Annotated in this window: 24 protein-coding genes; 4 read left to right on the top strand and 20 right to left on the bottom strand. The window is 71.8% G+C overall.

Translation table 11 applies throughout. The features are described 5' to 3' along the window. Positions 1-6: 6 nt before the first annotated feature. Entirely contained in the window at positions 7-501 is a 495-nt protein-coding gene (locus tag ACOZ38_RS16840) for a beta-class carbonic anhydrase (RefSeq protein WP_424531687.1), read from the bottom strand. A 145-nt stretch (positions 502-646) separates the two neighbouring features. Between ACOZ38_RS16840 and ACOZ38_RS16835 the strand changes: the two genes are divergently transcribed. Then, complete coding sequence (locus ACOZ38_RS16835; RefSeq protein ID WP_424531685.1) at positions 647-1,534, top strand: TIGR03854 family LLM class F420-dependent oxidoreductase; 888 nt, start codon at positions 647-649, stop codon at positions 1,532-1,534. A gap of 232 nt (positions 1,535-1,766) precedes the next feature. On the opposite strand, the gene ACOZ38_RS16830 is transcribed toward ACOZ38_RS16835, so the two are convergent. The 17 genes from ACOZ38_RS16830 to ACOZ38_RS16750 form a co-directional block, all read right to left on the bottom strand. Further along, positions 1,767-1,940, bottom strand: coding sequence for a hypothetical protein (locus ACOZ38_RS16830; RefSeq protein WP_424531684.1), 174 nt, complete (start codon positions 1,938-1,940; stop codon positions 1,767-1,769). Positions 1,941-2,113: 173 nt separating this feature from the next. Next, on the bottom strand, positions 2,114-3,952 hold the full coding sequence (locus ACOZ38_RS16825) for a protein kinase family protein (protein ID WP_424531683.1): 1,839 nt from the start codon (positions 3,950-3,952) through the stop codon (positions 2,114-2,116). A 307-nt stretch (positions 3,953-4,259) separates the two neighbouring features. Then, a complete protein-coding gene (locus tag ACOZ38_RS16820) occupies positions 4,260-4,763 on the bottom strand; it encodes a hypothetical protein (protein ID WP_424531682.1) in 504 nt (167 codons plus the stop codon). Positions 4,764-4,934: 171 nt separating this feature from the next. Then, positions 4,935-5,609 carry a GntR family transcriptional regulator gene (locus tag ACOZ38_RS16815; protein ID WP_424531681.1) on the bottom strand — a complete coding sequence of 225 codons (675 nt, stop codon included), beginning with the start codon at positions 5,607-5,609 and terminating at the stop codon, positions 4,935-4,937. Positions 5,610-5,658: 49 nt separating this feature from the next. Further along, positions 5,659-6,600, bottom strand: a complete 942-nt coding sequence (locus ACOZ38_RS16810; RefSeq protein WP_424531679.1) for an ornithine cyclodeaminase family protein — start codon at positions 6,598-6,600, stop codon at positions 5,659-5,661. After that, the gene (locus ACOZ38_RS16805) at positions 6,597-7,661 is read right to left on the bottom strand and encodes a proline racemase family protein (RefSeq protein WP_424531678.1); all 1,065 of its coding nucleotides are present in this window, start codon (positions 7,659-7,661) and stop codon (positions 6,597-6,599) included. The genes ACOZ38_RS16810 and ACOZ38_RS16805 overlap by 4 nt, the downstream gene beginning before the upstream one ends. A gap of 161 nt (positions 7,662-7,822) precedes the next feature. After that, on the bottom strand, positions 7,823-8,536 hold the full coding sequence (locus tag ACOZ38_RS16800) for an ABC transporter ATP-binding protein (RefSeq protein ID WP_405147829.1): 714 nt from the start codon (positions 8,534-8,536) through the stop codon (positions 7,823-7,825). Then, on the bottom strand, positions 8,523-9,539 hold the full coding sequence (locus ACOZ38_RS16795; RefSeq protein WP_424531676.1) for an ABC transporter ATP-binding protein: 1,017 nt from the start codon (positions 9,537-9,539) through the stop codon (positions 8,523-8,525). Before ACOZ38_RS16795 ends, ACOZ38_RS16800 begins: the two co-directional genes overlap by 14 nt. Before the next feature lie 129 nt (positions 9,540-9,668). Next, positions 9,669-10,637, bottom strand: coding sequence for a branched-chain amino acid ABC transporter permease (locus ACOZ38_RS16790; RefSeq protein ID WP_424531674.1), 969 nt, complete (start codon positions 10,635-10,637; stop codon positions 9,669-9,671). After that, a complete protein-coding gene (locus ACOZ38_RS16785; RefSeq protein WP_424531673.1) occupies positions 10,634-11,527 on the bottom strand; it encodes a branched-chain amino acid ABC transporter permease in 894 nt (297 codons plus the stop codon). Before ACOZ38_RS16785 ends, ACOZ38_RS16790 begins: the two co-directional genes overlap by 4 nt. Before the next feature lie 31 nt (positions 11,528-11,558). After that, on the bottom strand, positions 11,559-12,725 hold the full coding sequence (locus ACOZ38_RS16780; RefSeq protein WP_424531671.1) for a branched-chain amino acid ABC transporter substrate-binding protein: 1,167 nt from the start codon (positions 12,723-12,725) through the stop codon (positions 11,559-11,561). Positions 12,726-12,884: 159 nt separating this feature from the next. Continuing rightward, positions 12,885-14,246 carry an aldehyde dehydrogenase family protein gene (locus ACOZ38_RS16775; RefSeq protein ID WP_424531670.1) on the bottom strand — a complete coding sequence of 454 codons (1,362 nt, stop codon included), beginning with the start codon at positions 14,244-14,246 and terminating at the stop codon, positions 12,885-12,887. A gap of 83 nt (positions 14,247-14,329) precedes the next feature. Beyond that, complete coding sequence (locus ACOZ38_RS16770) at positions 14,330-15,331, bottom strand: proline racemase family protein (RefSeq protein WP_424531669.1); 1,002 nt, start codon at positions 15,329-15,331, stop codon at positions 14,330-14,332. 7 nt (positions 15,332-15,338) lie between these two features. Continuing rightward, positions 15,339-16,232, bottom strand: coding sequence for a dihydrodipicolinate synthase family protein (locus ACOZ38_RS16765; RefSeq protein WP_424531668.1), 894 nt, complete (start codon positions 16,230-16,232; stop codon positions 15,339-15,341). Then, complete coding sequence (locus ACOZ38_RS16760; RefSeq protein WP_424531667.1) at positions 16,232-17,683, bottom strand: FAD-dependent oxidoreductase; 1,452 nt, start codon at positions 17,681-17,683, stop codon at positions 16,232-16,234. The genes ACOZ38_RS16765 and ACOZ38_RS16760 overlap by 1 nt, the downstream gene beginning before the upstream one ends. After that, the gene (locus ACOZ38_RS16755; RefSeq protein ID WP_405147811.1) at positions 17,680-18,018 is read right to left on the bottom strand and encodes a (2Fe-2S)-binding protein; all 339 of its coding nucleotides are present in this window, start codon (positions 18,016-18,018) and stop codon (positions 17,680-17,682) included. Before ACOZ38_RS16755 ends, ACOZ38_RS16760 begins: the two co-directional genes overlap by 4 nt. Continuing rightward, positions 18,015-19,151: an NAD(P)/FAD-dependent oxidoreductase gene (locus ACOZ38_RS16750; RefSeq protein WP_424531665.1), complete on the bottom strand. Its 1,137-nt coding sequence runs from the start codon at positions 19,149-19,151 to the stop codon at positions 18,015-18,017. Before ACOZ38_RS16750 ends, ACOZ38_RS16755 begins: the two co-directional genes overlap by 4 nt. A gap of 174 nt (positions 19,152-19,325) precedes the next feature. On the opposite strand from ACOZ38_RS16750, the gene ACOZ38_RS16745 reads away from it, so the two are divergent. Both ACOZ38_RS16745 and ACOZ38_RS16740 read left to right on the top strand, forming a co-directional pair. Beyond that, on the top strand, positions 19,326-20,360 hold the full coding sequence (locus tag ACOZ38_RS16745) for a COX15/CtaA family protein (RefSeq protein WP_405147808.1): 1,035 nt from the start codon (positions 19,326-19,328) through the stop codon (positions 20,358-20,360). Positions 20,361-20,366: 6 nt separating this feature from the next. Further along, complete coding sequence (locus tag ACOZ38_RS16740; protein WP_424531664.1) at positions 20,367-21,104, top strand: SanA/YdcF family protein; 738 nt, start codon at positions 20,367-20,369, stop codon at positions 21,102-21,104. A gap of 464 nt (positions 21,105-21,568) precedes the next feature. Here the strand turns inward: ACOZ38_RS16740 and ACOZ38_RS16735 are convergent, their stop codons facing one another. Next, the gene (locus ACOZ38_RS16735) at positions 21,569-22,606 is read right to left on the bottom strand and encodes a lytic polysaccharide monooxygenase auxiliary activity family 9 protein (protein WP_424531663.1); all 1,038 of its coding nucleotides are present in this window, start codon (positions 22,604-22,606) and stop codon (positions 21,569-21,571) included. A 309-nt stretch (positions 22,607-22,915) separates the two neighbouring features. Further along, the gene (locus tag ACOZ38_RS16730; RefSeq protein WP_424531662.1) at positions 22,916-24,346 is read right to left on the bottom strand and encodes a PrsW family intramembrane metalloprotease; all 1,431 of its coding nucleotides are present in this window, start codon (positions 24,344-24,346) and stop codon (positions 22,916-22,918) included. Positions 24,347-24,589: 243 nt separating this feature from the next. Here ACOZ38_RS16730 and ACOZ38_RS16725 point away from each other — a divergent pair, with 243 nt between their 5' ends. Next, on the top strand, positions 24,590-25,123 hold the full coding sequence (locus ACOZ38_RS16725) for an N-acetyltransferase family protein (RefSeq protein ID WP_424531661.1): 534 nt from the start codon (positions 24,590-24,592) through the stop codon (positions 25,121-25,123). The last annotated feature ends 7 nt before the right edge of the window (positions 25,124-25,130 follow it).

Raw genomic sequence — 25,130 nt, 5'->3', positions numbered from 1 at the left:
TGGGCGTCAGGCCTTGACCTCGCGGAGGCGGCCGGTCTCCACCTCGTAGACGAAGCCCCGCACGGACTCCTTGTGCGGGATGAAGGGATCGGCCTTGATGCGGCCGATCGACTGGACGACGTCCTCGTCGGGGTCGGTGAAAGCCTCGGCCGACCAGTCGGGCTTGATCCCCGTCTCGGCCTCGATCGCGCTCTTGAAGCCGTCGTCGGTGAAGGTGATCATGCCGCAGTCGGTGTGGTGGATGAGGATGACCTCGCGGGTGCCGAGCAGCCGCTGGCTGATGGCGAGACTGCGGCGCTCGTCGGCGGTGACCACCCCTCCGGCGTTGCGGATCACGTGCGCGTCGCCCTCGGACAGGCCGAGGAGCCCGTACACGTTCAGGCGCGCGTCCATGCAGGCCAGGACGGCCACTCCCTTGGCCGGAGGAAGCGGGAGACGACCCTTGTCGAAGGTCGCCGCGTAGCGCTCGGCGTTGGCGAGGAGTTCATCGGTGACGCTCATGCGAGCCTCCGAAGTCGTTGGACGTTTCACCCTCTGACACACTCGACCAGGCTTCCCCTAATTACCTACCGAGTCAATAGGTTTACCGGAGGTAAACCCGGTGGGCAGCCTGAGTTCGCTGAATGGACTGTGGTCGAATGGGCGCATGAAGGTTCGGATCGGGATCGCTCCCCCACCGGGCGACGGCGCCGGCCGGTTCGCCGAGACGGTCGACCGCGCCGAGGCCGCCGGCGTGGATTCGCTGTGGCTGTCGGAGATCGTCTTCGGCTCGTCGGTCGAGCCCTTCGTCGGGATGGGCTACGCGCTCGCCCGCACCCGGCGGCTGAAGGTCGGCACCGGCGTCGCCATCCTGCCCGGGCGCAATCCCGTGCTCGTCGCCAAGCAACTCGCGTCGCTGGCCGCGCTCGCCCCCAAGCGGGTCCTGCCCGCCTTCGGCCTCCAGCCCGCCCGGCCGGAGGAGAAGGAGCTCTTCCCGGTGCCCGGCGGTTCCCGTGGCGCGGTGTTCGACGAGTCGATGGAGCTGCTCAGGCTCCTGCTGCGCGAGGAGGGCCCGGTCACCTTCAAGGGCCGCTTCCACAGCGTCCAGGACGCCGAGATCGGCCCGCGACCGGCCAAGCCGCTGGACATCTGGCTCGGCGGCAGCGGCCCCGTCGCCCTGCGCCGCGTCGGGCGGCTCGCGGACGGGTGGCTCGCCAGCTTCCTCACCCCCGAGGAGGCCGGAGCCGGCCGGGAGACCATCGAGGCCCACGCCGCCGAGGCCGGACGCGAGATCGAGCCCGACCACTTCGGCGTCAGCCTGCCCGTAGCCGCCACGGCCATCCCGGACGAGCTGACCGCCGCGCTGCTGCGCCGCCGTCCCGGCGCCGACCCCGCCACCCTCGTCCCCGTGGGCTGGGACGCCGCCCGCGACATCATCCAGCGGTACGTCGCCGAAGGCATCACCAAGTTCGTCGTACGCCCCGCCCAGGGCCCCGTGGACATCGGCCCCTGGCTGGACGACTTCACCCGCGAACTGCTCCCCCTGCAGAACTGACCGCGACCCTGCCAGTGGACCGCTCGCTCCACTAAGCCACAGAGACGCTCACCCCAACGATGGCGCCTTTCGAGCCAGCAGCTCACCCCTACGGGCGTGCCGAGACCCCGCCACGGGCACGACAACCAGCCCGTGACCTGCCGCGTCAGGTTGGAATGAGGTCAGTGAAGTCGAACTCGCCGGCCCGCACTCCTGAGATGAAGGCCTCCCACTCGGTGCGGGTCTCCGGACGTCAGCCAAGCTCTTCGGCGACCGACGCGATCAGCTCGACCGACTTATCCGTTTCAAGTGCATCACGGTGGATTCCGTCGAACTTGAGCATAAGCCTCGCGGCCTTTTCCGCCTCTACGTAGATCGCGCCCGCAGGACTTGAGACGTAGGCGACCGCTGGGTACGGTTCCGGCAACTCGTAGATCTTGAATGATCCATCCGGGCTGGCATGGGCGCCGCTCGACTGCCGAGACGATCTCCTCGGCGACCGGCCTGAGCACCTCGAAGTCGTCCGCGCGGGAGACGCTGGCCAGCAGCGGGCCCACGCCGTAGGCCGTCGTCGATCAGAATCGTGACGAGCTAAGGGCCTTACGGGCACGGGTCGCTGTATGGGACGCCCGGAAGGTAGTTCTGCCACTCGGCGTCCGTCAGCGTACGGCCGGCCCGCGCACACACGGCCGCCGCGACGCGTGATGGGGCGACGGGGATGTCCCGCAGGACGCCCTCGGCGTCGATGGTGTGGAGCACCGAGCCGCCGGAGTCGAAGGCCGCCGACCTGAGGTCGGCGTCGCCACCGCGGAACGGCGAGCCGAGCTTGCGGGGGGTGACGACGTCCCACAGTTGTACGTTCGAGCCGGTGTCGACTGACGCCGTCACGTCGCCCTTCGGGGAGAAGAAGATGTGGCTCACCCCGTCGGAGCGCACGTTCGGCCCGCGTCTCCACCCGGTGCGCACGTCCCAGAACGAGAGCCCTGCGACGGAATCGATGGCCACGGTGTTCCCGTCCGGGCTGAAGGCGAGCGTCACGAGCGGGTCCCGGAGGCGTTCCGGGCCGAGGGCCGGACCCGACTCCCGTCCCGTGGAAAGATCCAGCAGCCGGTTGGAGGGGCCTTCGACCTCGGCGGCCATCGTGGTGCCGGGGCGGAACACGACCGCGACATCGTTGTGAAGGTCGATCGACCCGCTCCAGCGGCCACGCCGCAGGTCCCACAGGAGGAGCCGGCCGCGCCCCTCCTGATCGTCACCGGTGGCCGTGGACGCGCCCACCGCCAGCAGAGAGCCGTCGGCGTTCATGGCGAGGGAGTGCGGATACCAGTCTCCGGTCAGCTTGATGCTCGCGACACGCGTGCCCTTCTGGGTGTCCCACACGCTCACGGCTCCCTCGTTCGAGCCGTCGACGGATGCCAGGAGCCGTCCGTCGCCGCTGAACGTGGGCTGAGGGTCCAGGCTGTCCCCGCTGCTGAGCCGTATCGGCGAGCCGAAGGTCCGGTGCCGCGCGACGTCCCAGAGCACCAGTGACCGGGAGTTTTCGCCGTGCGTCACGAGAAGGCGGCCGTCCGGGCTGAACACCGCGGTATCGGGTGCCGGGCCGGGAAGCCTTACCGGATCGACGAGGTCGGAGATGTCGACGTCCACCACCATGTTGTCGGTGAGGAAGCGCAGCGTCGTGCCGTCGAAGCCGGCGTCTTCCGGCGCACCAGGGTAGGTCAGCAAGGTGTCGCCGTCCGCGACCCGGATGAGCCGCACGTTGGTCGCCCCTTCGGCCAGCATGAAGCGTCCGTCCGAGCTGAACCGGATACGACCGCCATTCGAGTCCCATCCCACGCCGGGCTGATTAGGGAGGGATCGTCCGGTACGTACGTCGACAAGGGAGATACCCGAGGTGGTGCCGCAGGCCAGGGTATGTCCGTCGGGACTGAACGCCACCGCCACCGCGTTCCTGGCGCAGGTCTCGGAGTCGTGCCACCGCCGCGCCACCGGCTCGCCCCCGGGAAGCCGCAGGAGGCGGAAATGGTTCCGCGCGTCGATGAGGGTGACGGCAACCAGGTCGCCGGCCGGGCTGAAGGCGGTGACGTGAATGGCGGTCAGGGCCGTGGCGACGGCGGTGGCCAGGCGGTGCAGGTCGTCGCCCATGAAGGGGCGTCCGTCCATGACGGCGCGGCGCAGGCTGGGTCCTTCGACGTACTCGCTGACGATGTAGGGCTTGGGCGCGTCCAGATCGACCGCGAGGACGCGGGCGGTGCAGAAGGAGGCGACCCGTTGCGCGGCGGAGGCTTCCCTGCCGAACCGGGAGCGCAGATCAGGGTCGCTCGCGGCGTCGCCGTGCAGCACCTTGATGGCCACCCGGGTGCCTTCGGCGTCGTAGGCCTCATAGACCACTCCCTGGCCTCCGGCTCCCAGCCGTCCGGCCAGCCAGAAATCCCCCAACCGGGAAGGATCCCCATCAAGCAGGGCTGAAGCCAACGCCATGCGCCAACCCCCATATCTGATCACTTACGTCCTTTAGACGCCGGCTACGCCCGCGAAGTTCTGCCGAACCGCATGCGGCACGAAGCCGACGCGCGTCCGCGGTTGCTGCCCGCCCGTGAGGATCCCGAGGCGTCTCACACATGAAGGGCAGCGCGTGAGACGCCTCGTCACCGCCGGCGGGGATCAGTGGTGCTGTTCACCGGTTCACCCATCCGAAGCTGGAGCCGTTACCCGGCCACGGCCGGGTGACGGGCAAGACGGGCAACTAGCAGCGGGTCCGCCAGGTGGAGGAGGTCTTGAGCCCGACGCGGGAGTAGTTTCTCCCGTTCCAGCCGTAGACGCTCGCCACGGTTCGCCAGGTGTACCACCCGAAGCTCTTGCACTTGGCCCTCGGATGAGCTGTCCCGGCTCCCCAGAGAGTCTTCGTCTGCCGGCCGTCCCAGCCCCACGCGCGCTTCTGCTGCAGTTCGATCTCGATGAAGCCCCTACCGGCGCCCAGGCCGTTGCTGCAAGTGGCACCTCCCTGGCCCACCACGTGCCACTTTCCGCCGATCTTCTGACCGTAGGGCTTGCCGATCCACATGCAGGTGCCGAGCTGCCGCGCTGACTGCGATTGAGACGCCGGGCCCCGCACGGCCGCGTGACCGGCGCTCGTGCGGGTCTCGGGGGTTGCAGCGTTCGCCGGAGCGGTCGCCGTCGCGAGCATGCCGACGGAGGCGGTCGTGACGAGGGCCAACGCGGCCAGCGAGTAACGCGGGCGGATGGTCATGATCGTCTTCCTCTCTTGTCGTGCCTTGTGGTGCTCAGTGAGAGGAAGATAGGTCGGCTCGTGTTGAGGAATTGTTGAGGCAGTGCTTAGACCTGTCCGTCATACCGGCGCGCTGAGAAGAACATCGGAATCAGTTCGCGTGCCCCAGGCCCTGCACTGCGCCGAGTCGGGTCACTCGGGGCGGTCGGCCCAGATGCCGCGGATGTGTTGGATGTGGTGGTCCATTACGGTCCTGGCGGCGTCCGCGTCGCCGCTGACCAGGGCGTCCAGGATGGCGAGGTGCTCGCGGGCGGAGTCGGCGAGGGTGCCCCGCTCGAACATCGTCTTCAGGCCGTACAGCCGGGCGCGGTATCTCAGGTCGCGCGCGATCTCGACCAGATGCGCGTTGCCGGCGAACCCCAGCAGCTCCACGTGGAAGCGGAGGTCGGCGTTGACATAGGCCAGTAGGTCGCCGCGCTCCGCCGCCGAGACGATCTCCTCGGCGACCGGCCGGAGCGCCTCGAAGTCGTCCGCGCGGGAGGCGTCGGCCAGGCGCGCCACCGTGGGCACCTCAAGGAGCCTGCGGATCTCGGTGAGCTCGTCCAGGTCGCGCTCGGACAGCTCGGTGACCCGGAACCCCTTGTTGGGCACCGCCTCGACCAGGCCCTCCTTGGCCAGGTCGAGCATCGCCTCGCGCACGGGGGTGGCGGACACGCCGAACTGCGCGGCGAGCACCGGGGCGGAGTAGACGACGCCGGGGCGCATCTCGGCGGCGACCAGGGCGTCACGCAGGGCCTGCGCCACCTGCTCGCGAAGGCTCTGGCGCCCGGCCATGACCGGCAGGTCGAGCCTGCCCTCCTCGCTCACGCCGCACCCCGCGCGGACCCGCTCGCCATGCCGGCATCTCCTCCCGGGCTCATCGGCCCGCCCACGCGTCGTGGGCGGCGGCCGCCACGACCAAATCCTCCCAGGCCATGCCCACGCTCTTGAACACGCGCGGTCCCGGACCGGGCTGGACGGCGCCGTTCACCAGCTCCGCGAGGCCGCCCGCCAGATGGTCCTCGCCGATCAGCCCCGACCGGATCGGCATGATGACATCCCCGGCCTCCGCCAGCGCTGCCGTACGGGACTCGACCACCACGGTGGCACGGGCGACGAGCTCGCCGTCGATCTCGCGGGCGTCCGGCTCGTGCGAGCCGACCGCGACGACCAGCGCACCGTCGGCCACCAGCGCGCCGGGGAACAGCGGCTCCCGCGCACTCGTGCAGCACGCGATCACATCCGCCCCCGCCACGGCATCGGCCACCCCCACCGCCGGGACCACCTTCGCCGTCAGGCCGAGGGTGGCGCAGTGGGTGACCAGGTCATGGGCCCTGGCCGGATTCCGGGCGACGACGGTGACGTGCTCGATGGGCCGTACGGTGCGGAGCGCCTCGACGTGGGCCCATGCCTGCGGCCCGGTGCCGAAGACGGTGAGCGACCGCGCGTCCGGCCGGGCCAGGTGCCGTACGGCGAGCGCCGAGACGGCCGGAGTGCGCAGCGAGGTGAGCGCGACGCCGTCCATGGCGGCCAGCGGGGTCAGGGTTGCGCCGTCGAGCAGCAGGTAGGTGCCCTGGATCCGGGGAAGCCCCCTGCCGGGGTTCGCCGGGGCGACGCTCGCCACCTTGATCCCCGCGTGGCGGCCGTACGCGGCGGGCATCAGCAGCAACTGCCCGGCTGGCACGTCCACGACCGGGCGGCGCGGGCCCTCCTCAGGGTCGAGGCCGCCGAGGAGCGCCTCGGAAAGCGCCCACACGGCATGCTCCATCGGCACCAGGCGCCGCAGGGTGTCCCCGTCGATGTACGGCAGCACGCTCATCGCAGCGTGAACCCCGGGCCCACGGGATCGCGGGGGTCGAGGACGAACCGGTGCGAGCCGGTGCGATACGCCATCCCGGTGATCTCCGGGATCACCGCGTCGCCGCGCACCTCGGCGACCCTCCCGGTGAACGTGGTGCCGACGATGCTGTCATGCGTCAACTCGCCGGTGAACCCGTCCGCGTGCAGCAGGGCGAGCCGCGCGGCCGTCCCCGAGCCGCACGGGGAACGGTCCACCTCGCCGTCCGCGAACACGGTGACGTTGCGCTGGTGGCCGGGGCCGAGCTCGTCGTAGAAGATCACTCCATAGATGCCGGAGAGCCGGTCGTCGGTGGGATGCCGGGCGGCCGGGTGGTCCCTGAGCGCCGCCTTGACGGCGCGTCCGAGGGCGATGAGGTCGGTCAGGTGACGCGGCTCCACACTCAGCCCGAAGGCCCCCGCCGGGAGTGATGCGTACATCGCCCCGCCGTAGGCGATATCGACCGCGACCTCGGCCGCTCCTCGGGTGGCTCCCGAGACGTGGAGGGCCTCCGCGGCTCCGGTTCCAGCGGCTCCTGGTGCTCCGGTACGGGCGGCGGTGGGGACGGTTATCGGGACGTTCCGGGCGGTGACGTGGGAGGGGACGTTCCGGAAGGTCACCGACTCGATCACCCCGCCCGAGCAGTGGACCCGTGCCGTGACCCGGCCGGACGGAACGTCCACGACCACGTCGGTGTCCCCGTCGGGATCGGCTTGGACGAGGCCGGACTCCACCGCGTGGACGCCCAGCGCGATCGTGCCGTGCCCGCAGGCCGTGGAGTAGCCGTCCTTGTGCCAGAACAGCACCCCCAGGTGGGCGCCCGCGTCGTCCGGCGGTACGAGGAAGCACCCGTACATGTCGGCGTGGCCGCGCGGCTCGTGGCAGAGCAGCCTGCGTACGCGGTCGATCTCGGGCGCGGAGGCGTTCGTCCGGCGTTCCAGCACCGTGGCGCCGGGAATCTCCGGAACGCCTGCCGTGACGATACGGAACGGCTCGCCACCGGTGTGGTAGTCGATCGTCCGGACCTCGATCTCCCCGCCCATGCCCAGAACCCCGCCACTCCGTGGTGCCGTACCGGTTCCCCGCGTCGTACCGGTTCCCCGCGTCGTACCTGTCCCGGCGGTCGTACCTGTCCCGGGAGTCGTGCCGGTTCCCCGCGTCGTGCCGGTTCCGGGCGTCGTGCCGGTCCATGTCCTGCTATCCATCAGACGCCGCCCAGGTAGGCCTCGACGACGCGGGAGTCTCCGCGTAGCTCGGCCGAGGAGCCGCCGAGCACGCACTCGCCGTTCTCGATCACGTACCCCCGGTGGGCGATCTTGAGCGCCGCCTTGGCGTTCTGCTCGACGAGCAGCACCGAGACTCCCTCGGCATTCACCTCGCGGACCAGCTCCATGACGGACGCGACCACCAGCGGCGCGAGGCCCATCGAGGGCTCGTCCAGCAGGAGCAGCCGTGGCCCGGAGACCAGGGCGCGGCCGATCGCGAGCATCTGCTGCTCGCCGCCGGACAGCGTGCCGCCCTGCTGCGAACGCCGCTCGGCCAGGCGCGGCAGCAGGGAGTACACCCGGTCGACGCGCTTGCGGATCTCGCCCTTGTCGCGGACCAGGTAGCCGCCGATCTGGAGGTTCTCGTGCACCGTCAGCGTGCTGAAGACCCGGCGCCCCTCGGGGACGTGCACCAGCCCGGCGCGGACGATGGCCTCGGGCCTGGCCCGGGTCACGTCCGCGCCGTCGAAGACGATCTTGCCGGAGGTCGGGCGTACGAGCCCGGACACGGCGGAGAGCGTGGTCGTCTTGCCGGCGCCGTTGTTGCCGAGCAATGCGACGATCTCGCCTTCCCTGACGGTGAGCGACATCCCCCGCAGGGCGTGCACGCCGCCGTAGTGGACGTCGAGCGCCTCGACCTCAAGCGCCGCCATCGTGGCCTCCCCCCGCCTTGGTCCCCGCCTTGGTCCCCGTCTCCGTGCCCGCGTCCGTCTCCGTGCCCGCGTCCATGTCCGTGCCCGGGTCCACCTCCGTCTCCGTCTCCGTGACGGTCTCCGCTTCCGTGCCCGTCCCGGTGCCCGCTTCGGCGCCCGGGTCCGTCTCCGCTTCCGGGTCCGTCTCGTTGTCCGTGTCCGTGCGCGTCTCTGTGTACGCGTCCGCGTCGGTGTCGGGGTCCTCGTCGTCCTTGCCCAGATAGGCCTCGATGACGGCGGGGTCGCGGCGGACGTCCTCGGGGCGGCCGTCGGCTATCTCGCGGCCGAAGTTGAGCACGATCACGCGCTCGGACACCTCCATGACCAGCCCCATGTCATGCTCGATCAGCACGGTGGCGATGCCCAGCTCGCGGATCCGGCGGATCAGGTCGAGCATCTCGGCCTTCTCACCGTGGTTGAGCCCGGCCGCCGGCTCGTCGAGCAGCAGCAGCCCCGGCCTGCGGGCCAGGGCGCGGGCGATCTCCACCCGGCGCTGCTCGCCGTACGGCAGGAAGCGCGCCTCGCCGAACCGGTCCCCGCGCAGGCCGACGAAGTCCAGCCAGTGGTGGGCCTGCTCGGTGCACTCGCGCTCGGTACGGCGGTAGCGCGGGGTGTGCAGCAGCGCGTCGATGAAGTTCTGCCTGAGCCACAGGTGGGCCCCCGCGCGGACGTTGTCGAGCACGGACATCTCACCGAACAGCCGCAGGTTCTGGAACGTCCGCGCCACGCCGAGCCCCGCGATCCTGGACGGCCGCAGGCCGGTGATCTCACGGCCCGACAGGACGACGCGACCGGCGGTGGGCCGGTAGAACCCGGTCACGCAGTTGAAGGCGGACGTCTTCCCCGCGCCGTTCGGCCCGATCACCGAGACGATCTCGGCCTCCCCGACCGTGAAGGACAGGCCGTCGATGGCGAGCAGGCCGCCGAAGGAGAGCCTCAGGTCCTCGACCGACAGCAGGGTCACGAGCCGGCCCCTCTCGAAAGCTTCTCGACCGACAGCAGGGTCATGGGCCGGCCTCCCTCGAAAGCTCCTCGACCGACGGCAAAGTCATGAACCGGTCTCCCTCGAAAGCCTCCCGACGGGGCAGCGGGGTCATGAGCTCGCCTCCCGGGAACGGTGCGGCCACAGTCCCTGCGGGCGGACCAGCATGACGACGATCAGCAGCACGCCGAAGGCGAAGAACCGGTAGCCGGCGAAGTCGCGCAGCAGCTCGGGGAGCAGGCTGATCACGATGGCCCCCACCACGACCCCCGGGGTGGACCCCATGCCGCCCAGCACCACGGCCATGAGCACGAGGGCGGACTGCAGGAACGTGAAGCTGCCCGGGGAGATCGCGGAGAGCTGCCCGGCGAACAGCACTCCGGCCAGCCCGCCCCAGACCGCGCCGGCGATGTAGGCCGCCAGCTTGACCTTGTAGGTGTGCACGCCCATGGCCTCGGCGGCGTCCTCGTCCTCGCGGACGAACCGCCAGGCCCGCCCGAGCCGTGACCTGCCGAGCCGGGAGGCGCCGATGACGGCGATCGAGACGATCACCACGGTCAGGTAGTAGAAGACGACCGGGCTGCCGGTGAGGCCGGGAATGCCGTAGATGCCCGACGGCCCGCCGGTGACGTCCAGGTTGTTGGCCGTGATGCGGATGATCTCGCCGAAGCCCAGCGTGACGATGGCCAGATAGTCGCTGCGCAGCCGCAGGGTGGGCGCGCCGATCACGATGCCCGCGAGGACGGTGACCACGATGACGGCGGGCACGGTGGCCAGCAGCGGAAGGTCGAACCGGGTGCTCAGCACTCCGCTGGTGTACGCGCCGACGGCGAAGAAGGCGACGTACCCGAGGTCGAGCAGCCCGCAGAACCCGACCACGATGTTCAGCCCCGAGGCCAGCATCACGAAGATCGCCGCGCTGGTCATGACCGACAGCGCGTACGGCGTGGCGATCACGAACGGGGCGAGCACGGCGCCGGCCAGCCCGGCGAGCCCGGCCCACCTGCTGTCGAGGAGCCGTGAGGTCGCGCGGCCGAGCGCGGTGCCCCTCCCGGCGCGCGTCCCGCTCCGGGCCGTCACACGCGCTCCGTCACACGCTCGCCGAGCAGGCCGGTCGGCCGTACGGACAGGAACAGGATGAGCACCCCGAAGGCGAACACGTCACGCCACTCGCCGCCGAGCCAGTAGGTGCCGAAGGACTCCAGCAGCCCGAGCAGCAGCCCGCCCAGCATGGTGCCGGGGATGTTGCCGATGCCGCCGATGACCGCCGAGGTGAACGCCTTCAGCCCGATGAGGAAGCCCATCAGGAAGTCAATCTTCCCGTAGTAGGCCCCGGCCATCACGCCGGCAGCGCCCGCGAGGGCGGAGCCGAGGAAGAAGGTGCGCGAGATCACCGCGTTCACGTTGATGCCCATGAGCGCGCTGGTGCGCGGGTCGAGGGCGATGGCCCGCATGGCCCGGCCCTCGCGGGTGCGGGTGACCAGCAGGTTCAGCCCGGCCATGAGGGCGACGGCCACGACGATGAGCGCGATCTGCTGCAGCGTGATCCGCGCGCCCAGCACCTCGACGGACGTGCCGCCGAGCCGCAGCGGGTAGACCTGCGGGTCCGCCCCGGCGGCGGCGCGCATCCCGTACTCCAGCGCGAACGACGCGCCGACGGCGGTGATGAGCAGCGAGAGCCGGGGGGCGTTTCGCAGCGGGCGGTAGGCGACGCGTTCGAGCACGACGCCGGAGAGGCCGGTGACGGCCATCGTGACGACGAGCACGCCGAGCAGCGCCGGCAGCGCCATGCCCGGCGAGACGCCTCCCACCGCGCCGAGGATCGCGAACCCGGTGAAGGCGCCGAGCATGTAGATGTCGCCGTGGGCGAAGTTGAGCAGCTTCATGATCCCGTAGACCATGCTGTAGCCCAGCGCCACCAGCGCGTAGAACGAGCCGACGAACAGCCCGTTCCAGATCAGCTGTGACATGTCAGGTTTCCTTGGGACCCCGCGCGCGGGGTCACTTGAGCGCGTCCTGGAGGGCGAACTTCCCGGACTTCACGACCAGGATCTGGAAGCCTCCGGTGGACAGGGTGTGGTCGGGGGTGAACCTCAGCGGGCCGGAGAACATCTGGAACCCGTCGATCCCTTCGAGCGCGGTGATGACCTTCGCGCCGTCGGTCGACCCTGCCTTCTTGACGGCCTCGGCGGCCAGCCGCACGGCGTCGTAGGCCTGGTTGCTGTACGGGCCGGGGGCGGAGCCGAACTTCTTCTTGTAGTCGGCGATCCAGGTCTCCGCGCCCTGGAGGGTCTCGGGCGTCTGGGTCATCGTGGCGTACACGCCCTCGCCCGCCTCGGCCCCGGCGATCTGCGCGAGCTTCTCCGACACCGAGCCGTCGCCGACCATGATGCCGCCCTTGTACCCGGCCTGGCGCAGCTGCCGGGTGATCAGGCCGCCCTCCTGGAAGTAGCCGGTCCAGTAGACGAAGTCGGGCTTCTTGGCCAGGATGTTGTTGACGTTCGCGCTGTAGTCGCTCTCCTTGGGCGTCACCGCCTCCAGGATGGCGGTGTCGGGGCCGCCGGCCTGGTCGAGCAGCGCCTGCGTGCGGACGGCGATGTCCTTGGAGTAACTGGTGTTGTCGTGCCCCAGCGCCACGCGCTGGGCCCCCTGCTTGGTGATCCAGGCCATGGCGGCGGCGGCCTGCTGCGTGCCGGTGCCGTTGATCAGGAAGACGTGCTTGAGGTGCTGATCGACCAGTTCCTGCGAGTTGGCCGCCGGGATGATCATCGGGATGTTCGCCTTGCCGAAGACCGGCAAGGTGGGCAGCGTGGCGCCCGAGCAGTAGCCGCCCACCGAGATCTTCACGCCCTCGGTGACGAGCTTGTTGGCCCCGGCGACCGCCGTCTGGGCGTCGCAGGCGTCGTCGGCGACCTTGAGGTCGAGCTTGCGCCCGAGCACGCCGCCCTTGCCGTTGATCTCGTCCACCGCGAGCTGCGCGGCGTTCTTCATGTACGGGCCGATGGCCGCCTCGCTGCCGGACTGTGGGATCAGCATCCCGAGGGTGATCGGGCCCTCGTCCCCGCCGGCGTCCGAGCCGCCGCCGAGGAGCCCCTGGCCGCAGCCGGCCGTCAGCATGCCCACGGCCGTCGCCAGCGACCAGATCACGGCTACACGCGATTTGCCCATCGTGCATCTCCTAGCGAAACAGCGTCGTCTCAGCATGGTGTGTGACATTGCACATGCACGGAAAGTCAGCGTCAAGGTCCGAGATCAGACCGTTAGAAGGCCGGTACAGCTCTGACGAAACCCCCGTGCCGCGCGGTGAGAACGAGGCACGGGGACGCCTCAGAGCCGGCCGCCGGCCGGTCCGAGGGCGACCGTGTGGGTGGAGGTGTAGAACTCCTGGGCGGCCTTGCCCTGCTCGCGCGGGCCGTAGCTGGAGTCCTTCTCGCCGCCGAACGGCAGGTAGAAGTCCACGCCGCTCGTCGGGTTGTTGACCTTGACCAGCCCGGTCTCCAGCCGCGCCGAGACGTCGAGCGCCCGGTCGAGGTCGCGCGTGTACACCGCGGAGGCCAGGCCGTAGCGCACCCCGTTGGCCAGGGCGACCGCCTCGTCCACCGAGCCCGCGTCCTGCACCAGGCAGATGGGCCCGAAGACCTCGTCGCGGGCGAGCACGTGATCGGCGGGGACGCCGTCCACCAGCGTCGGGGCGGCGAACCAGCCGTCGCGGTCGAGCGCCTCACCTCCGGTGAGCACCCGTCCCCCGGCCGCCGCCGACACCACGCGGTCGCGGGCGGCCTCCTCGATCAGCGGCCCCACGGCGGTGCCGGGGTCGGCGGGGTCGCCCACGCCGAGCTTGGCGACGGCGGCGACCAGCGCCTCGCGCACTTCATCGGCGTTGCCCACGGTGATGACGCGCTTGGTCGCGGTGCACTTCTGCCCGGCGTACCCGAACGCGGCGGCGGCGATCTGCGCGGCGGCGGCTTCCAGGTTGGCGTCGTCCAGCACGATGCTGGCGTTCTGCCCGCCCATCTCCGCCTGGACCTGCACGCCCCTTCCGGCCGCCGCCACGCTGACCTTGCGGCCCACGGCCGCCGACCCGGTGAAGGAGACCACGTCAGCGGCCTCGATCAGCGCCGCGCCCTCCTCGGCGTCGCCGGGGACGACCTGGAACAGATCGTCGGGCAGGCCGAGCAGCTCGGCCAGGCGCAACGCGCAGCCGAGCGCCTGCGGGGCGGGCTTGAGCACGACGGCGTTGCCGAAGGCGAGAGCGGGCGCGGCCTTCCACAAGGGGATGGCGAGCGGGAAGTTCCACGGGGTGATCAGCCCGGCCACGCCGCGCGGGCGCCTGCGGGTGTAGGCGAGCCCGGCGCCCGATGGCTCGTGCATCGCGCCGATGGGGTCGAAGACCTGCTGGGAGTAGTAGCGCAGGATCGCCACCGACCGCGCCACCTCGCCCGCCGCCTCGGTGACCGGCTTGCCGACCTCGCGGACGATCAGCGAGCCGAGCTCGTCCGCCGCGGCGGCCACGGCCTCGGCTGCCTCGGCCAGGACGGTCGCGCGCCGCGCGGCGTTCGCCCCGGCCCACCGCCCCTGCGCGGCCCTCGCCCGGCGTACCGCCTCGGCGACGCCCGCTCCTCCGGCGGCCGTGACGCTCGCGACCACATCGGCCGGGTTCTGGGGGGACCGGCTCTCGACAACGCTCATCGTGAATCCCTCTCGAACTTCGGGATGGAACAGTCAAGTATCCCGCTACATGGAACCCTAGTCCACGTCATGGATCTAGCACCTCACAGGAGGAACCCCTCCGGGAACGGGTCGTCAGGATCGAGGAAGTGCTGTGCCGTACCCGTCAGCCACGCCCTGCCCGTGATCGTCGGGACGACCGCCTCGTGCCCGGCCACCTCGGCCCGCTCGACCAGCCGCCCGGTGAACCGGGTGCCGATGAAGGACTCGTTGACGAAGTCCTCCCCAAGCCCCAGCTCGCCCCTCGCGTGGAGCTGCGCCATGCGGGCGCTGGTCCCCGTGCCGCACGGCGAGCGGTCGAACCACCCGGGATGGATGGCCATGGCGTGCCGCGACAGCCGGGCGTCGGAGCCGGGGGCGACGAACTGGACGTGGTGGCAGCCCCGGATCCCGGGGTCCAGCGGGTGGACCGGCTCGCCGGCCTCGTTGATCGCCGCCGAGATCGCGAGGCCCGCGTCGAGGATCCGCTGGCCCTGCGAGCGGTCGAACGCCAGCCCCACCGACTCGATCGGCAGGATCGCGTAGAAGTTGCCGCCGTACGCCAGGTCGTAGGTCACCTCGCCCAGGCCGGGCACCTTGACCGTACGGTCTAGCCCGGCGCTGAAGGAGGGCACGTTCTGGATCGTCACCGACCGGGCCGCGCCGTCCTGCACCCGCACCGAGGCGACGACCAGCCCGGCGGGCGTGTCGAGCCGGACGGTCGTGACGGGCTCGACGACCTCCACCATCCCGGTCTCCACCAGCACCGTCGCCACCCCGATGGTGCCGTGGCCGCACATCGGCAGGCAGCCGGACACCTCGATGTAGAGCACGCCGAAGTCGGCGTCCGGGCGGGTCGGGGGTTGCAGGATCGCGCCGCTCATCGCCGAGTGGCCGTGCGGCTCGTACATCAGCAGCTTGCGGATGTGGTCCAGGTGCGCCAGGAAGTACTCCCTGCGCTCGGCCATGCTCGCGCCGGGGATGACGCCGACTCCCCCGGTGACGACCCGGGTGGGCATCCCCTCGGTGTGCGAGTCGACCACGTGGAAGATCTTCTTGGTCCTCACGGACGGCTCACCGCAACCCTTCGGCCAGCGCCTTCTCGGCGGCCGCGCGGACCGCGGCCTCGTGCTCGGGGGACAGTGGCCCCCTCGGCTGCCGGCACGGCCCGCCGTACCGTCCGGCGAGGTCCATCGACAGCTTGATGGCCTGCACGAACTCGACCTTGGCGTCCCAGCGCAGCAGCGGGTGCAGCGTACGGTACAGCGGCAGCGCCCCGGCGACGTCCCCCTCGGCGGCCGCGCGGAACAGGGCCGCGCAGGAGGCGGGTAGCGCGTTCGGGAACCCGGCGACCCAGCCCACGGCCCCGGCGACGGCCAGCTCCAGCAGCACGTCGTCCGAGCCCACCAGCAGGTCCAGGCCGGGGGCCAGCTCAGCGATCTCGTACGCCCTCCGCACGTCGCCGGTGAACTCCTTGACCCCGACGATCAGCCCCTCGTCGTACAGCTTCGCCAGCAGCGGGGGAACGAGGTCCACCTTGGTGTCGTACGGGTTGTTGTACGCCACGATGGGCAGGCCCGCCTTGGCGACCTCGCGGTAGTGCGCGACCACCGCGCGCTCGTCGGCGCGGTAGGCGTTGGGCGGGAGCAGCATCACCACCTGGCAGCCCGCCTCCCCCGCCTGCTCGGCCCAGCGGCGGGACTCCGCCGCGCCGTAAGCCGCCACGCCCGGCATCACGCGGTCGCCGCCGATTGCCGCGACGGCCGTCTCCACGACGCGGGCGCGCTCCTCGGGGGTGAGCGTCTGGTACTCCCCGAGCGAGCCGTTGGGCACCACGCCGTCGCATCCCTGCTCGACCAGCCAGCGGCAGTGCGCGGCGTAGCCCTCCTCGTCGACGCTCAGGTCCGCGCGCAGCGGCAGCGCCGTCGCCACCATCACTCCGTGCCAGGGCTTCTCACGGGTCGTCATCAGGGGTCCTCTCCTTCTGGGTCTTCTGCTGGGTCTCCTGCTCCTGCGAGATCGCCGAGCCGTACGGGCTGGGCGATCGGCCGGCGTGGCGGCAGGGGATCCTCCCCCGCCAGGCACGACACGGCGTAGCCGCACACGCGGCCCTGGCACCAGCCCATCCCCGGCCGGGCCAGCAGTTTCAGCGACCGGGCGTCGACCGCGCCGAGCTCCCGCGCCTCCTTGATCCGCGCGTACGGGACCTCCTCGCAGCGGCAGATCAGCGTGTCGTCGCGCAGCCAGCCCATCCAGCCGTCGCGGACGGGGTAGGCGTCCTGCAGGGCCCCGCCGAACGCGGCGAGCCGGGCTCGTCTTCTCGCCAGGCCGGGCGCCGGGCTCACCGGGCGGCCGAGGTCCGCGGCGGCCGCGCGCCCGGCGATCAGGCCCTCGACCTCCGCCAGCCGGGCCCCGCCGACGCCGGTCGGCTCGCCCGCCGCGTAGACGCCGGGCACGCTGGTGCGCATCCCCTCGTCCACGGCGACGACGGGGCCGCCGTCCCTGTCGGTCGCGGTGGCGCAGCCGAGCTGCGTGGCGAGCTCGATCTGCGGGACGAAGCCGTAGCCGACGGCCAGCGCGTCGCACTCGATCGTCCGCCGGGGCCCTGGAACCCAGTTCGCGCCGAGTCTCGCCACGGTGACGTGCGTGAGCTCGTCCTGCCCGTGCGCGGCGACCACGGCGTGGCCGCCGGCGTACGGGATGCGGTGCCTGGCCAGGCGGTAGGCGTATCCGGCGCCCTCCGCGAGCCTGCCGGGGTGGGCGATCAGGGCGGGCGCGAGGCCGAGCCCGCCGTTGGCCTCGAAGACCCCGGCGACGCGCGCGCCCGCGTCGGCCAGCGCGGCGGCGACGGGAAGCAGGAAGGGCCCGGTGCCCGCGACGACGACCCTGCGCCCGGCCACCACGAGGTCGCCCTTGAGCAGCGCCTGCGCGCCGCCCGCCGTGAACACGCCGGGAAGGTCCCAGCCGGGGAACGGCAGCGACCGGTCGTGCGCCCCGGTGGCGATGACCAGCCGCCTGGCGAGGACGGTCTCGCGCCGTTCGTCCCTGGCGCCCGCCAGGCAGTGCACGGCGATCGTGCCTTCTGCGCCGACCGGCGCTTCGGTACCGGTGATCTTCTCGGCGGCCCAGACGCGGTGACGGAGGCGGACCTCCACGCCGTGCTCGCCGAGGGCGCCGGCGAGGCGGGTGAACCGCGCGAACCCGTGGTGGAGTGCCCCCGGCCGGCGGGCGCGGAACCCCTCGGGCGGGTGCCGGTAGTACTGGCCGCCCAGCCGGGCCCCGGAGTCGATCAGCACGACGCTCAGCCCGGCCTCGGAGGCGGCGACGGCCGCCGCCATCCCGGCGGGACCGGCCCCGACGACCGCGAGATCCTTCATCGCGGACTCCGCCTGCGGGAGGCGCTCACGCGGGTGCCTCATCCGGTCGTCACCTCGTCCCCGGGCCGGGCCTCGGTCTGGCAGGCGCGCAGGGACGCCTCGCCGTTGACGGTGACCAGGCAGTCGAAGCACACCCCGATGCCGCAGAACAGCCCGCGGGGACGCCCGCCGATCCGGGTCGTACGCCACGATCTGATGCCGTTGGCGTGCAGGACGGCGCCGACCGTCTGGCCCGGCACCGCCGGGACGGGGCGCCCGTCCACGCTGATGTCGAAGCCCGGCTCGGGCCGCGCCCCCACGAGATGGCCGGCGTGCGCGGGTCGCTCCGGGGCCTTGGCGTCCGGGGTGGCGGGGGGTCGCTCTGACGAGGGGTTCACGCGGCGAACCTTTCCGGGCGGAAGGGGCTCAGGTCCAGCTCGGGGGCCGCCCCGGTGAGCAGCCCGGCGATCAGGTGGCCGGTGGCGGGGGCGAGGCCGATGCCCGCGCCCTCGTGCCCGCACGCGTGGTACAGGCCGGGCGCGCGGGGGTCCGCCCCGATCACGGGAAGGTGGTCGGGGCAGTACGGGCGGAAGCCGCAGTAGGCCCTGATCACCCTTCGATCGGCCAGCACGGGGAACAGCGCGACGGCCTGGCGGGCGAGCGCCTCGACCACCGGGATCGACATCGTGCGGTCGAAGCCCACCCGCTCGCGGCTCGCGCCGATGAGCACCGTGCCCGCGGGGGTGCCCTCGATGACCGCGCTGGTCGACAGGCCCGCGGAGTCGCTCGCCACGTCGGTGACGTAGGCGGCGGTGTAGACCTTGTGCCTGATCAGCGGCACGCCGAGGCGCCCGGAGATGGGCTCGGTGACCAGGATGAAGCCGCGGCGCGGCAGCACGGGCAGGTCGAGGCCGGCGAGCGCGGCCAGTTCGCCGCTCCAGGTGCCCGCGGCGTTCACCACGGCGCCCGCCGGGATGTCCCCGCCGCTGGTGCGGACGCCGGTCACCCGGTCGCCGTCGCGCAGGAAGCCGGTGACGGTCGCTCTCGTGCGCAGCGTGACGCCCGGGGCGTGCCGGAGGAGCCGGGCGGCGGCGAGCATGGGCTGCACCTGGGCGTCCTGCGGGTAGAAGACCGCGCCGGCCAGATTCCGCGTCAGGTGCGGCTCGTACCCCGGCAGCTCGCCCGGCGCCACGGGCGCCTGCTCCACGCCCCGGCGGGCCTGCTCCTCGGCGAGCGCGGTCAGGGCCTCCAGCACCTCGGCGGTCTCGGCGACGACCAGGCCGCCCTTCGGCTCGAACTCGAAGCCGCCGAGGACGGCCAGCTCGCGCCAGAGGCGGTTGGACAGCAGGGCCAGCTCCAGCTCGGGACCCGGCTCCTTGTCGGAGACCAGGATGTTGCCCTCGCCCGCTCCGGTGGTGCCCGCCGCGACGCCGCCGCGGTCGACCACGGTGACGGCCAGGCCCGCCTTCGCGGCGAAGTACGCGCACGCCGCCCCGACGACGCCGGCTCCGATCACCACGACGTCGGCCATTCTCACCCCCCGCGCCCGATTCCTTGACCCCTCAGTAATATGTCACATATTCAGAGGGGCAATCAATCCCGCTTTCCGGTGTTTCGAGTGCCGTACCCCTCTCAGGCGTCACAACCGCACCGCAGCGGAGGGCTACGCACAGGGGCGGCGGTGTCGCCGCCTACGATGTGTGCCGTGACCGCAGCAGACCAGCCCCAGAACCGCGCCGGGGAAACGCGGCCGCGCGCCCTCCTCGACCAGCTCAGGAGCCGCGCGCTCGACCTGTTCCACTCCGCGTGGTCCCCGACGCCCCTCACCGTCAGGCGGTGGGCGCTGGCCAGTGTGGTCGTCAACGTGGGCATCACTCTGACCGGCGCGGCCGTGCGGCTCACGGGTTCGGGGCTCGGCTGCCCCACCTGGCCCCGGTGCACCCCCGGCAGCTTCGTTCCCGCTCCGCATGACGCGCACGCGCCGGTGAACATGGCGATCGAGTTCGGCAACCGGCTGCTGGCCTTCCTGGTCCTCGCCGTCGCCGCGGCCTGCGTGGTGGCCGTGCTCCGCGTCGCGCCCCGCCGCTCCAGCCTGGTGCGCCTGGCCTGGATCCAGCCGATCGGCGTCGCCGTCCAGGCGCTGTGGGGTGGGCTGGTGGTGCGAAGCGCACTGAACCCGGTCACGGTCAGCGTCCACTTCGTGCTGTCCATCGGCATGATCTTCGCGGCGTTCGCGCTCTACGCCCGCTCGGGCGAGGGCGACGCCCCGCCGAGGCGGCTGGTCCACCGCGACATCCGCACGCTGGGCTTCGTCCTGACCGCCGCCGTCCTGGTGCTGGTCCTCGCGGGCGTGGTGGTCACGGGGACCGGGCCGCACTCGGGCGACGAGGCCGCCTCGCGGTTCACTTTCGACGTCCAGACCGTGGTTCAGGTGCACGCCGACGCCGTCTGGATCGTCCTCGGGCTGACGTTCGCGCTGCTGTTCGCCCTGCACGTCACCGACTCCCCCGGCCGGGCACGGCGCGGGGCGCTGGTCCTGCTGGGCGTCGAACTGGCCCAGGGCGTCATCGGCTACGTGCAGTACTTCCTGGCCGTGCCCGCGATCCTCGTCGGCCTGCACGTGCTCGGGGCCACGCTCGTCTGGATCGCGGCCCTGCGGGTGGTCTTCCTCATGCGCTCACGGGGCCCAGGGGAAACGCTCTCCTCCGGCCACAACGAACTGGACTCGGTCGGCGTCTAACCCTTCGTGATCCGTCTCCCATCCCGGTCCCGCCTATGGGCCGGGGCCGCGCGCCTCGTCCCCTCCTCTCCCGCGGCGCGGCGCCGCGCCTTCCTCGGTGCCGTCACGCTGAGCCTGCTCGCCCTCGCTCCGATGACCTGGGCCTGGCTGTCCACCGACGGCCACCGGGTGACGGCCGGCACCGCGCCGGGGTGGACGCGCGGGGTTCCCGCGGCGCCGGTGGGCCTGGTGCTCGGCGCCGGCCTCTACCACGGGTCCCCCAGCCCGATGCTGGCCACGCGCCTCGACGTCGCCGCCGAGCTGTACCGAGGGGGCAGGGTGCGGGCGCTGCTGCTGTCCGGCGACAACGGCCGCGTGGGATACGACGAGCCGTCGGTCATGCGCGACTACCTCGTCGCCCGCGGGGTGCCCCGGGACGCGCTGGTGCTCGACTACGCGGGGTTCGACACCTGGGACTCCTGCGTCCGGGCCCGTGACGTGTTCGGCGTGCGGCGCCTCACGGTCGTGACGCAGAGCTTCCATCTGCCGCGCGCGGTCGCGCTGTGCCGTACGGCGGGGCTGGACGCCTTCGGGGTCGGCGACGACTCCGCCGCCAGGTGGCCGGCCAAGACCTACGTCTACGCGGCGCGGGAGTTGGCCGCGACGGCCAAGGGGTTCCTTGACTCCGTCGTGCTCAGGTCCTCGCCGGTCTTCCCCGGCCCCCGGGAGACCTCCCTCGACCGATTCCTCGCCGCGCACCCCTGACCGGACGTCCCCCTTGACCGAGTTTCGGCGCCGTAGCGAAAGTTTCATCCTGCGCGCCGGGGCCAGGGGCCGTGAGCTGGGCATTTCCTGCGCCATTCCGCCGGAGGACCGGCGCGCTCTTCGGTTCGCACGGCTGCCGGAGTAGTGTCCGGATCGCGCGTGGGAGCGCTCCCATCAGATCTTGGCCAGCCTAGGAGGAGGTGACGCCTCTCGAACGGTGCCACGGCAACCGCGTATCTCGTCCGGGCTCGGACGCCGCACGCCGTGAGGGGGAAGTGCCTCTCCGCCTCACGGCCGGCGTTCGGGTCTTTCGCGTGCCAGGCCGCCTTCCGGTAGCCCTTTCCCGTACCGGCCCAGGCCTTTCGCGGAGCCCTTTCGCCTGCCCCGGGGGGCTTGCGCGCCCGTACCGGGCGTGCCGGCCGCCCTGGAGGCGGCGACCGGCACGCCCGTTCACTTCGCCGGGGCTACCCGCAGCTCACCTGCGTGAAGGTCGGCGTCGCGGCTCCCGTCGTGCTCGCGAGGAACCCGGCGGTCGCCGAGGCCCCCGGTGCGAGCGTGGCGTTCCAGGTGGCCGCGTGGATCATGCCGGTGGGGCCGCTCTGCATGGACGTCCCGTTCCACGCCTGGGTGATCGTGGTCCCGATCGGCATCGTCCACTGGATGTACCAGTTGTTGATCGGGGCGCTACCGGTGTTCTTGATCGTCGCCGAGGCCTGGAACCCGCCCGACCAGGAGTTCTCCAGGGTCACCGTCGCCGTGCACGAGGTCGGCGGAGGGGTCGCGGGCGGCGGCGAGCTCGGAGGCGGCGAGCCGGGCGGCGGCGAGCTCGGCGGGGGTGTCGAGGTGCCGCCGAAGATCACGTCGGAGCAGCCGTAGAACGTCTCCTGGCTGTCCGACCGGTACCACACCGAGTAGATGATGTGACGGCCCGACTTGTTCGGCAGCCTTCCCGAGAAGCGGTAGGCGCCGTTGGTCACCGCGGGCTCGGGATCGGCCGTCAGGAACGGCTGCTCCTCCATGTCGGCCCAGGTCAGCGGCTTCGTGGGGTTGTAGGAGTCCTTGGTGATGTAGAGCTTGAACCCGCCGGGGTGGGGCACCCAGGCGCCGTAGACGAAGTCGTACATGGCGCCCGCCTGCATCACGGTCGCCGGCCAGTCGGCCCTCGCCGCGTCGTAGGCCGCGTACTTCGCGAACCCGCCGCTGCAGAGCTGACCGTCGGGGATGAAGCCCCGGGTACGGCCGCCGCCGTCCGAGCGCAGCACTCCGTACCAGTCGTAGAGCGGCTGGGTCCCGCCGATGGCGACGGCCTCCGCGCAGGCGGGGTTCTTGGGCTTGATCTCGTTGCTGGAGGTGAGCCCGTCGGTGTAGCAGGCGTACGTCCTGCTGGCGGGCGCCTGCATGGTTCCGTGCGCGTCGGCCGAGCGCTGTAACGACAGCGCCGTCAGCCCGGCGGCCACGACCGCGAGCGCGGTCATGATCGCCACCTTTGCCTTGGTTCTCACAGTGCTTCCTCTTCACGTTGCGGATGCCGCCGCGAGGGACGGCGATCGATGCGAGCGCGATCGCGCCATGCCCCTTCCGGGCGTCGAGGAGGCGTGCGAGCAGCGAGGACAAGTCGTGAGATGTCGCTGCCGGCTGCCGCGGGGGACGGCGAACGGCGCTTGGGCGCGCTCGTACGCCTCCTGATGGGCCACCCCGGAAAAGGGCATCGGAAGTGGCCACGGACATCCGCGTACCGCGATTGAAACACGCGATCGCCCCACCGGCAAGGGCCTGCGCGCGGGCCGGGCCGCCCTGCGACCGGCGAGGTCCTACCGGTTGCCTCGGTTACCCGGAGGCGGGCCGTAGGGGTTGCCACCCCGGTCGCCCGGAGGTGGACCGTAGGAGTTGCCGCCCGGACTGCGCGGCGGCGGGCCGTACGGGTTGGCGCCCGGGTCTCCCTGAGGCGGGGGCGGCGGCGAGCCTGGCGGGGGCTCGCCCGGCCGGCCCTGGCCGTCCTGCGCGTAGGGATCGCGCGGCAGGCCGTCCTGCGGAGGGTACGGCGAGGCTGAGTGCCGCGTGTCGTGCCCGGGCGCGTACCCCGGAGGGGCCATCCCCCTGGCGATCGTGGCCTGGTGCCGCTCGGGGACGGGGAACGCCGCCTTGGCCGCGCTCATGCAGGCCAGAAGGGCTTCCCTGTGGTTCTCGAAGGTGTCCCTGTCGATCACGCCGCGGACCCCGCGCTCGTGGAGCAGCCCCAGCTCGGTGGCGGTGACCTGGTAGTCGCGCATGGCGTGCAGGCCCGCGGGTCCGCCGTAGGCCTTCGCCCACTGGCGCGCCTGCCGCCGCCCCTGGAGCGAGGACAGCATGAAGATGTCGACGTCGGTGACCAGCCCGAGCCCACCGTACGGCGGCAGGTAGCGCTGGATGAGACCGACGATGCGCTGGCGGTCCTTGACGATCACGCCCAGCTCGACGAAGAACAGGATCATCAGCAGCAGGTACGCCAGCGCCAGGCCCTGGAACCCGCCATAGGAGGTGAAGCCGTTCCAGATGCCGTGCAGGATGATCGCGCCGATCCAGCCGAGGAACACCACCCAGCCGCGCACCGGGCCCCGGCTCTGCGCGGCGTACGCGACGGCGATGCCGATCATGGAGGTGAACAGCGGATGGGCGAACGGCGACAGGATGCCGCGCAGCACCACCGTCACGGCCAGGCCCTGAACGCCGTGCTGGTCCTGCGCCATGACGTAGTAGCTGACGTTCTCGCTCATGGCGAAGCCCAGGCCCACCATGCTGGCGTAGATGATGCCGTCGGTCAGGCCGTCGAGCTCCTGGCGCCGCCAGCGCAGCAGGCCGAGCAGCACCAGGCCCTTCATGGTCTCCTCGACAACGGGCGCCACGAACGTCGCCACGAGGTTGCGGGCGGTGGCGGCGTCCTGCGTCGCGATGGTGACGTACCGGAGGTTGAGGCTGTTGAGGATGCCCGCCACCAGCACCGCGATGCCGGCGCCCCACATGAACGCGAAGGCGAGGTCCTTGCGCGGCTCGGGCTCCATGCGGTCGAGCGCCAGCACCCCGGCGAGCAGCAGTGGCACCGGGGCGAGCGCCAGCGTGAGCGCGATGAAGAACTGAACGGGGTCTCCGTTGAAGATGTCGAAGGAGAACGACACCAGCGCGCAGAGCCCGGCCACGACGAGCCCGATGATCAGTCCGACGGATGGGCGCTCCTTGAGCACCCAGCGGGGATCAAGGTTCGTCATGTTCGCGAGCGTAATCGACCGGGCACGAGGTGTTCTCCTCGCCCCCACCAGACCCGTACGGCTTGCGCCCCGTGATCACCGCACCACCCCACCGGCCGCCTATCGGGCATACAGATCTTCCCCCGGAACAACACTGCCACACCTCTCAACCCGCTGGAACCCCGCGACTTCCGACCCGGCGGGTGCGGGCCGTCCAGATAGGATGGCCTGCCGATACGCACGTGAAAGAAGGGGCCGCGCCTCATGCACGAGGTTCGTGAGATGCGCGAGCAGGACATCGAGACCGTGTCCTCGGTGCGCGTCGCCGGGTGGAGAACCGCCTACGCGGGCATCCTGCCGCAGGCCTACCTCGACGGGCTGTCGGCCGAGCAGGACGCCCGGGGCCGCAGGAAGAGGTTCGCCCGTGCGGGCGGTGACACGCTCGACCTCGTCGCCGAGGACTCCGGCACCGTGGTGGGCTGGCTGGCCATGGGCCCGTGCCGCGACGACGACGCCGGCCCGGGCGACGGCGAGGTCTACGCCTTCTACGTGCGCCCCGACCGCATCGGCACGGGCGCCGGGCGGGCCCTCGCCGCCGCGGCGCTGCGGGCGGCCCGTGAACGCTCGTACGAGCGGCTCCTGCTGTGGGTCCTGGAGGACAACCTGCGGGCCCGTCGCTTCTACGGCTCCGCCGGTTACGTGCCCGAGGGCTCCCGATCGCTGTGGGAGGTCGCCGGGGTCGCCGTCCCCGAGCTCCGCTACCACCGCGACGTCCCCCGGCCCGCCGTGGAGGAGTGAGGGTCCA

Source organism: Sphaerisporangium viridialbum, assembly GCF_049674955.1.
GTDB classification, from domain to species: Bacteria; Actinomycetota; Actinomycetes; order Streptosporangiales; family Streptosporangiaceae; genus Sphaerisporangium; species Sphaerisporangium viridialbum.
The sequence above is the reverse complement of the archived record's forward strand: the minus strand, read 5'-3'. Positions and strand labels throughout refer to the sequence as shown.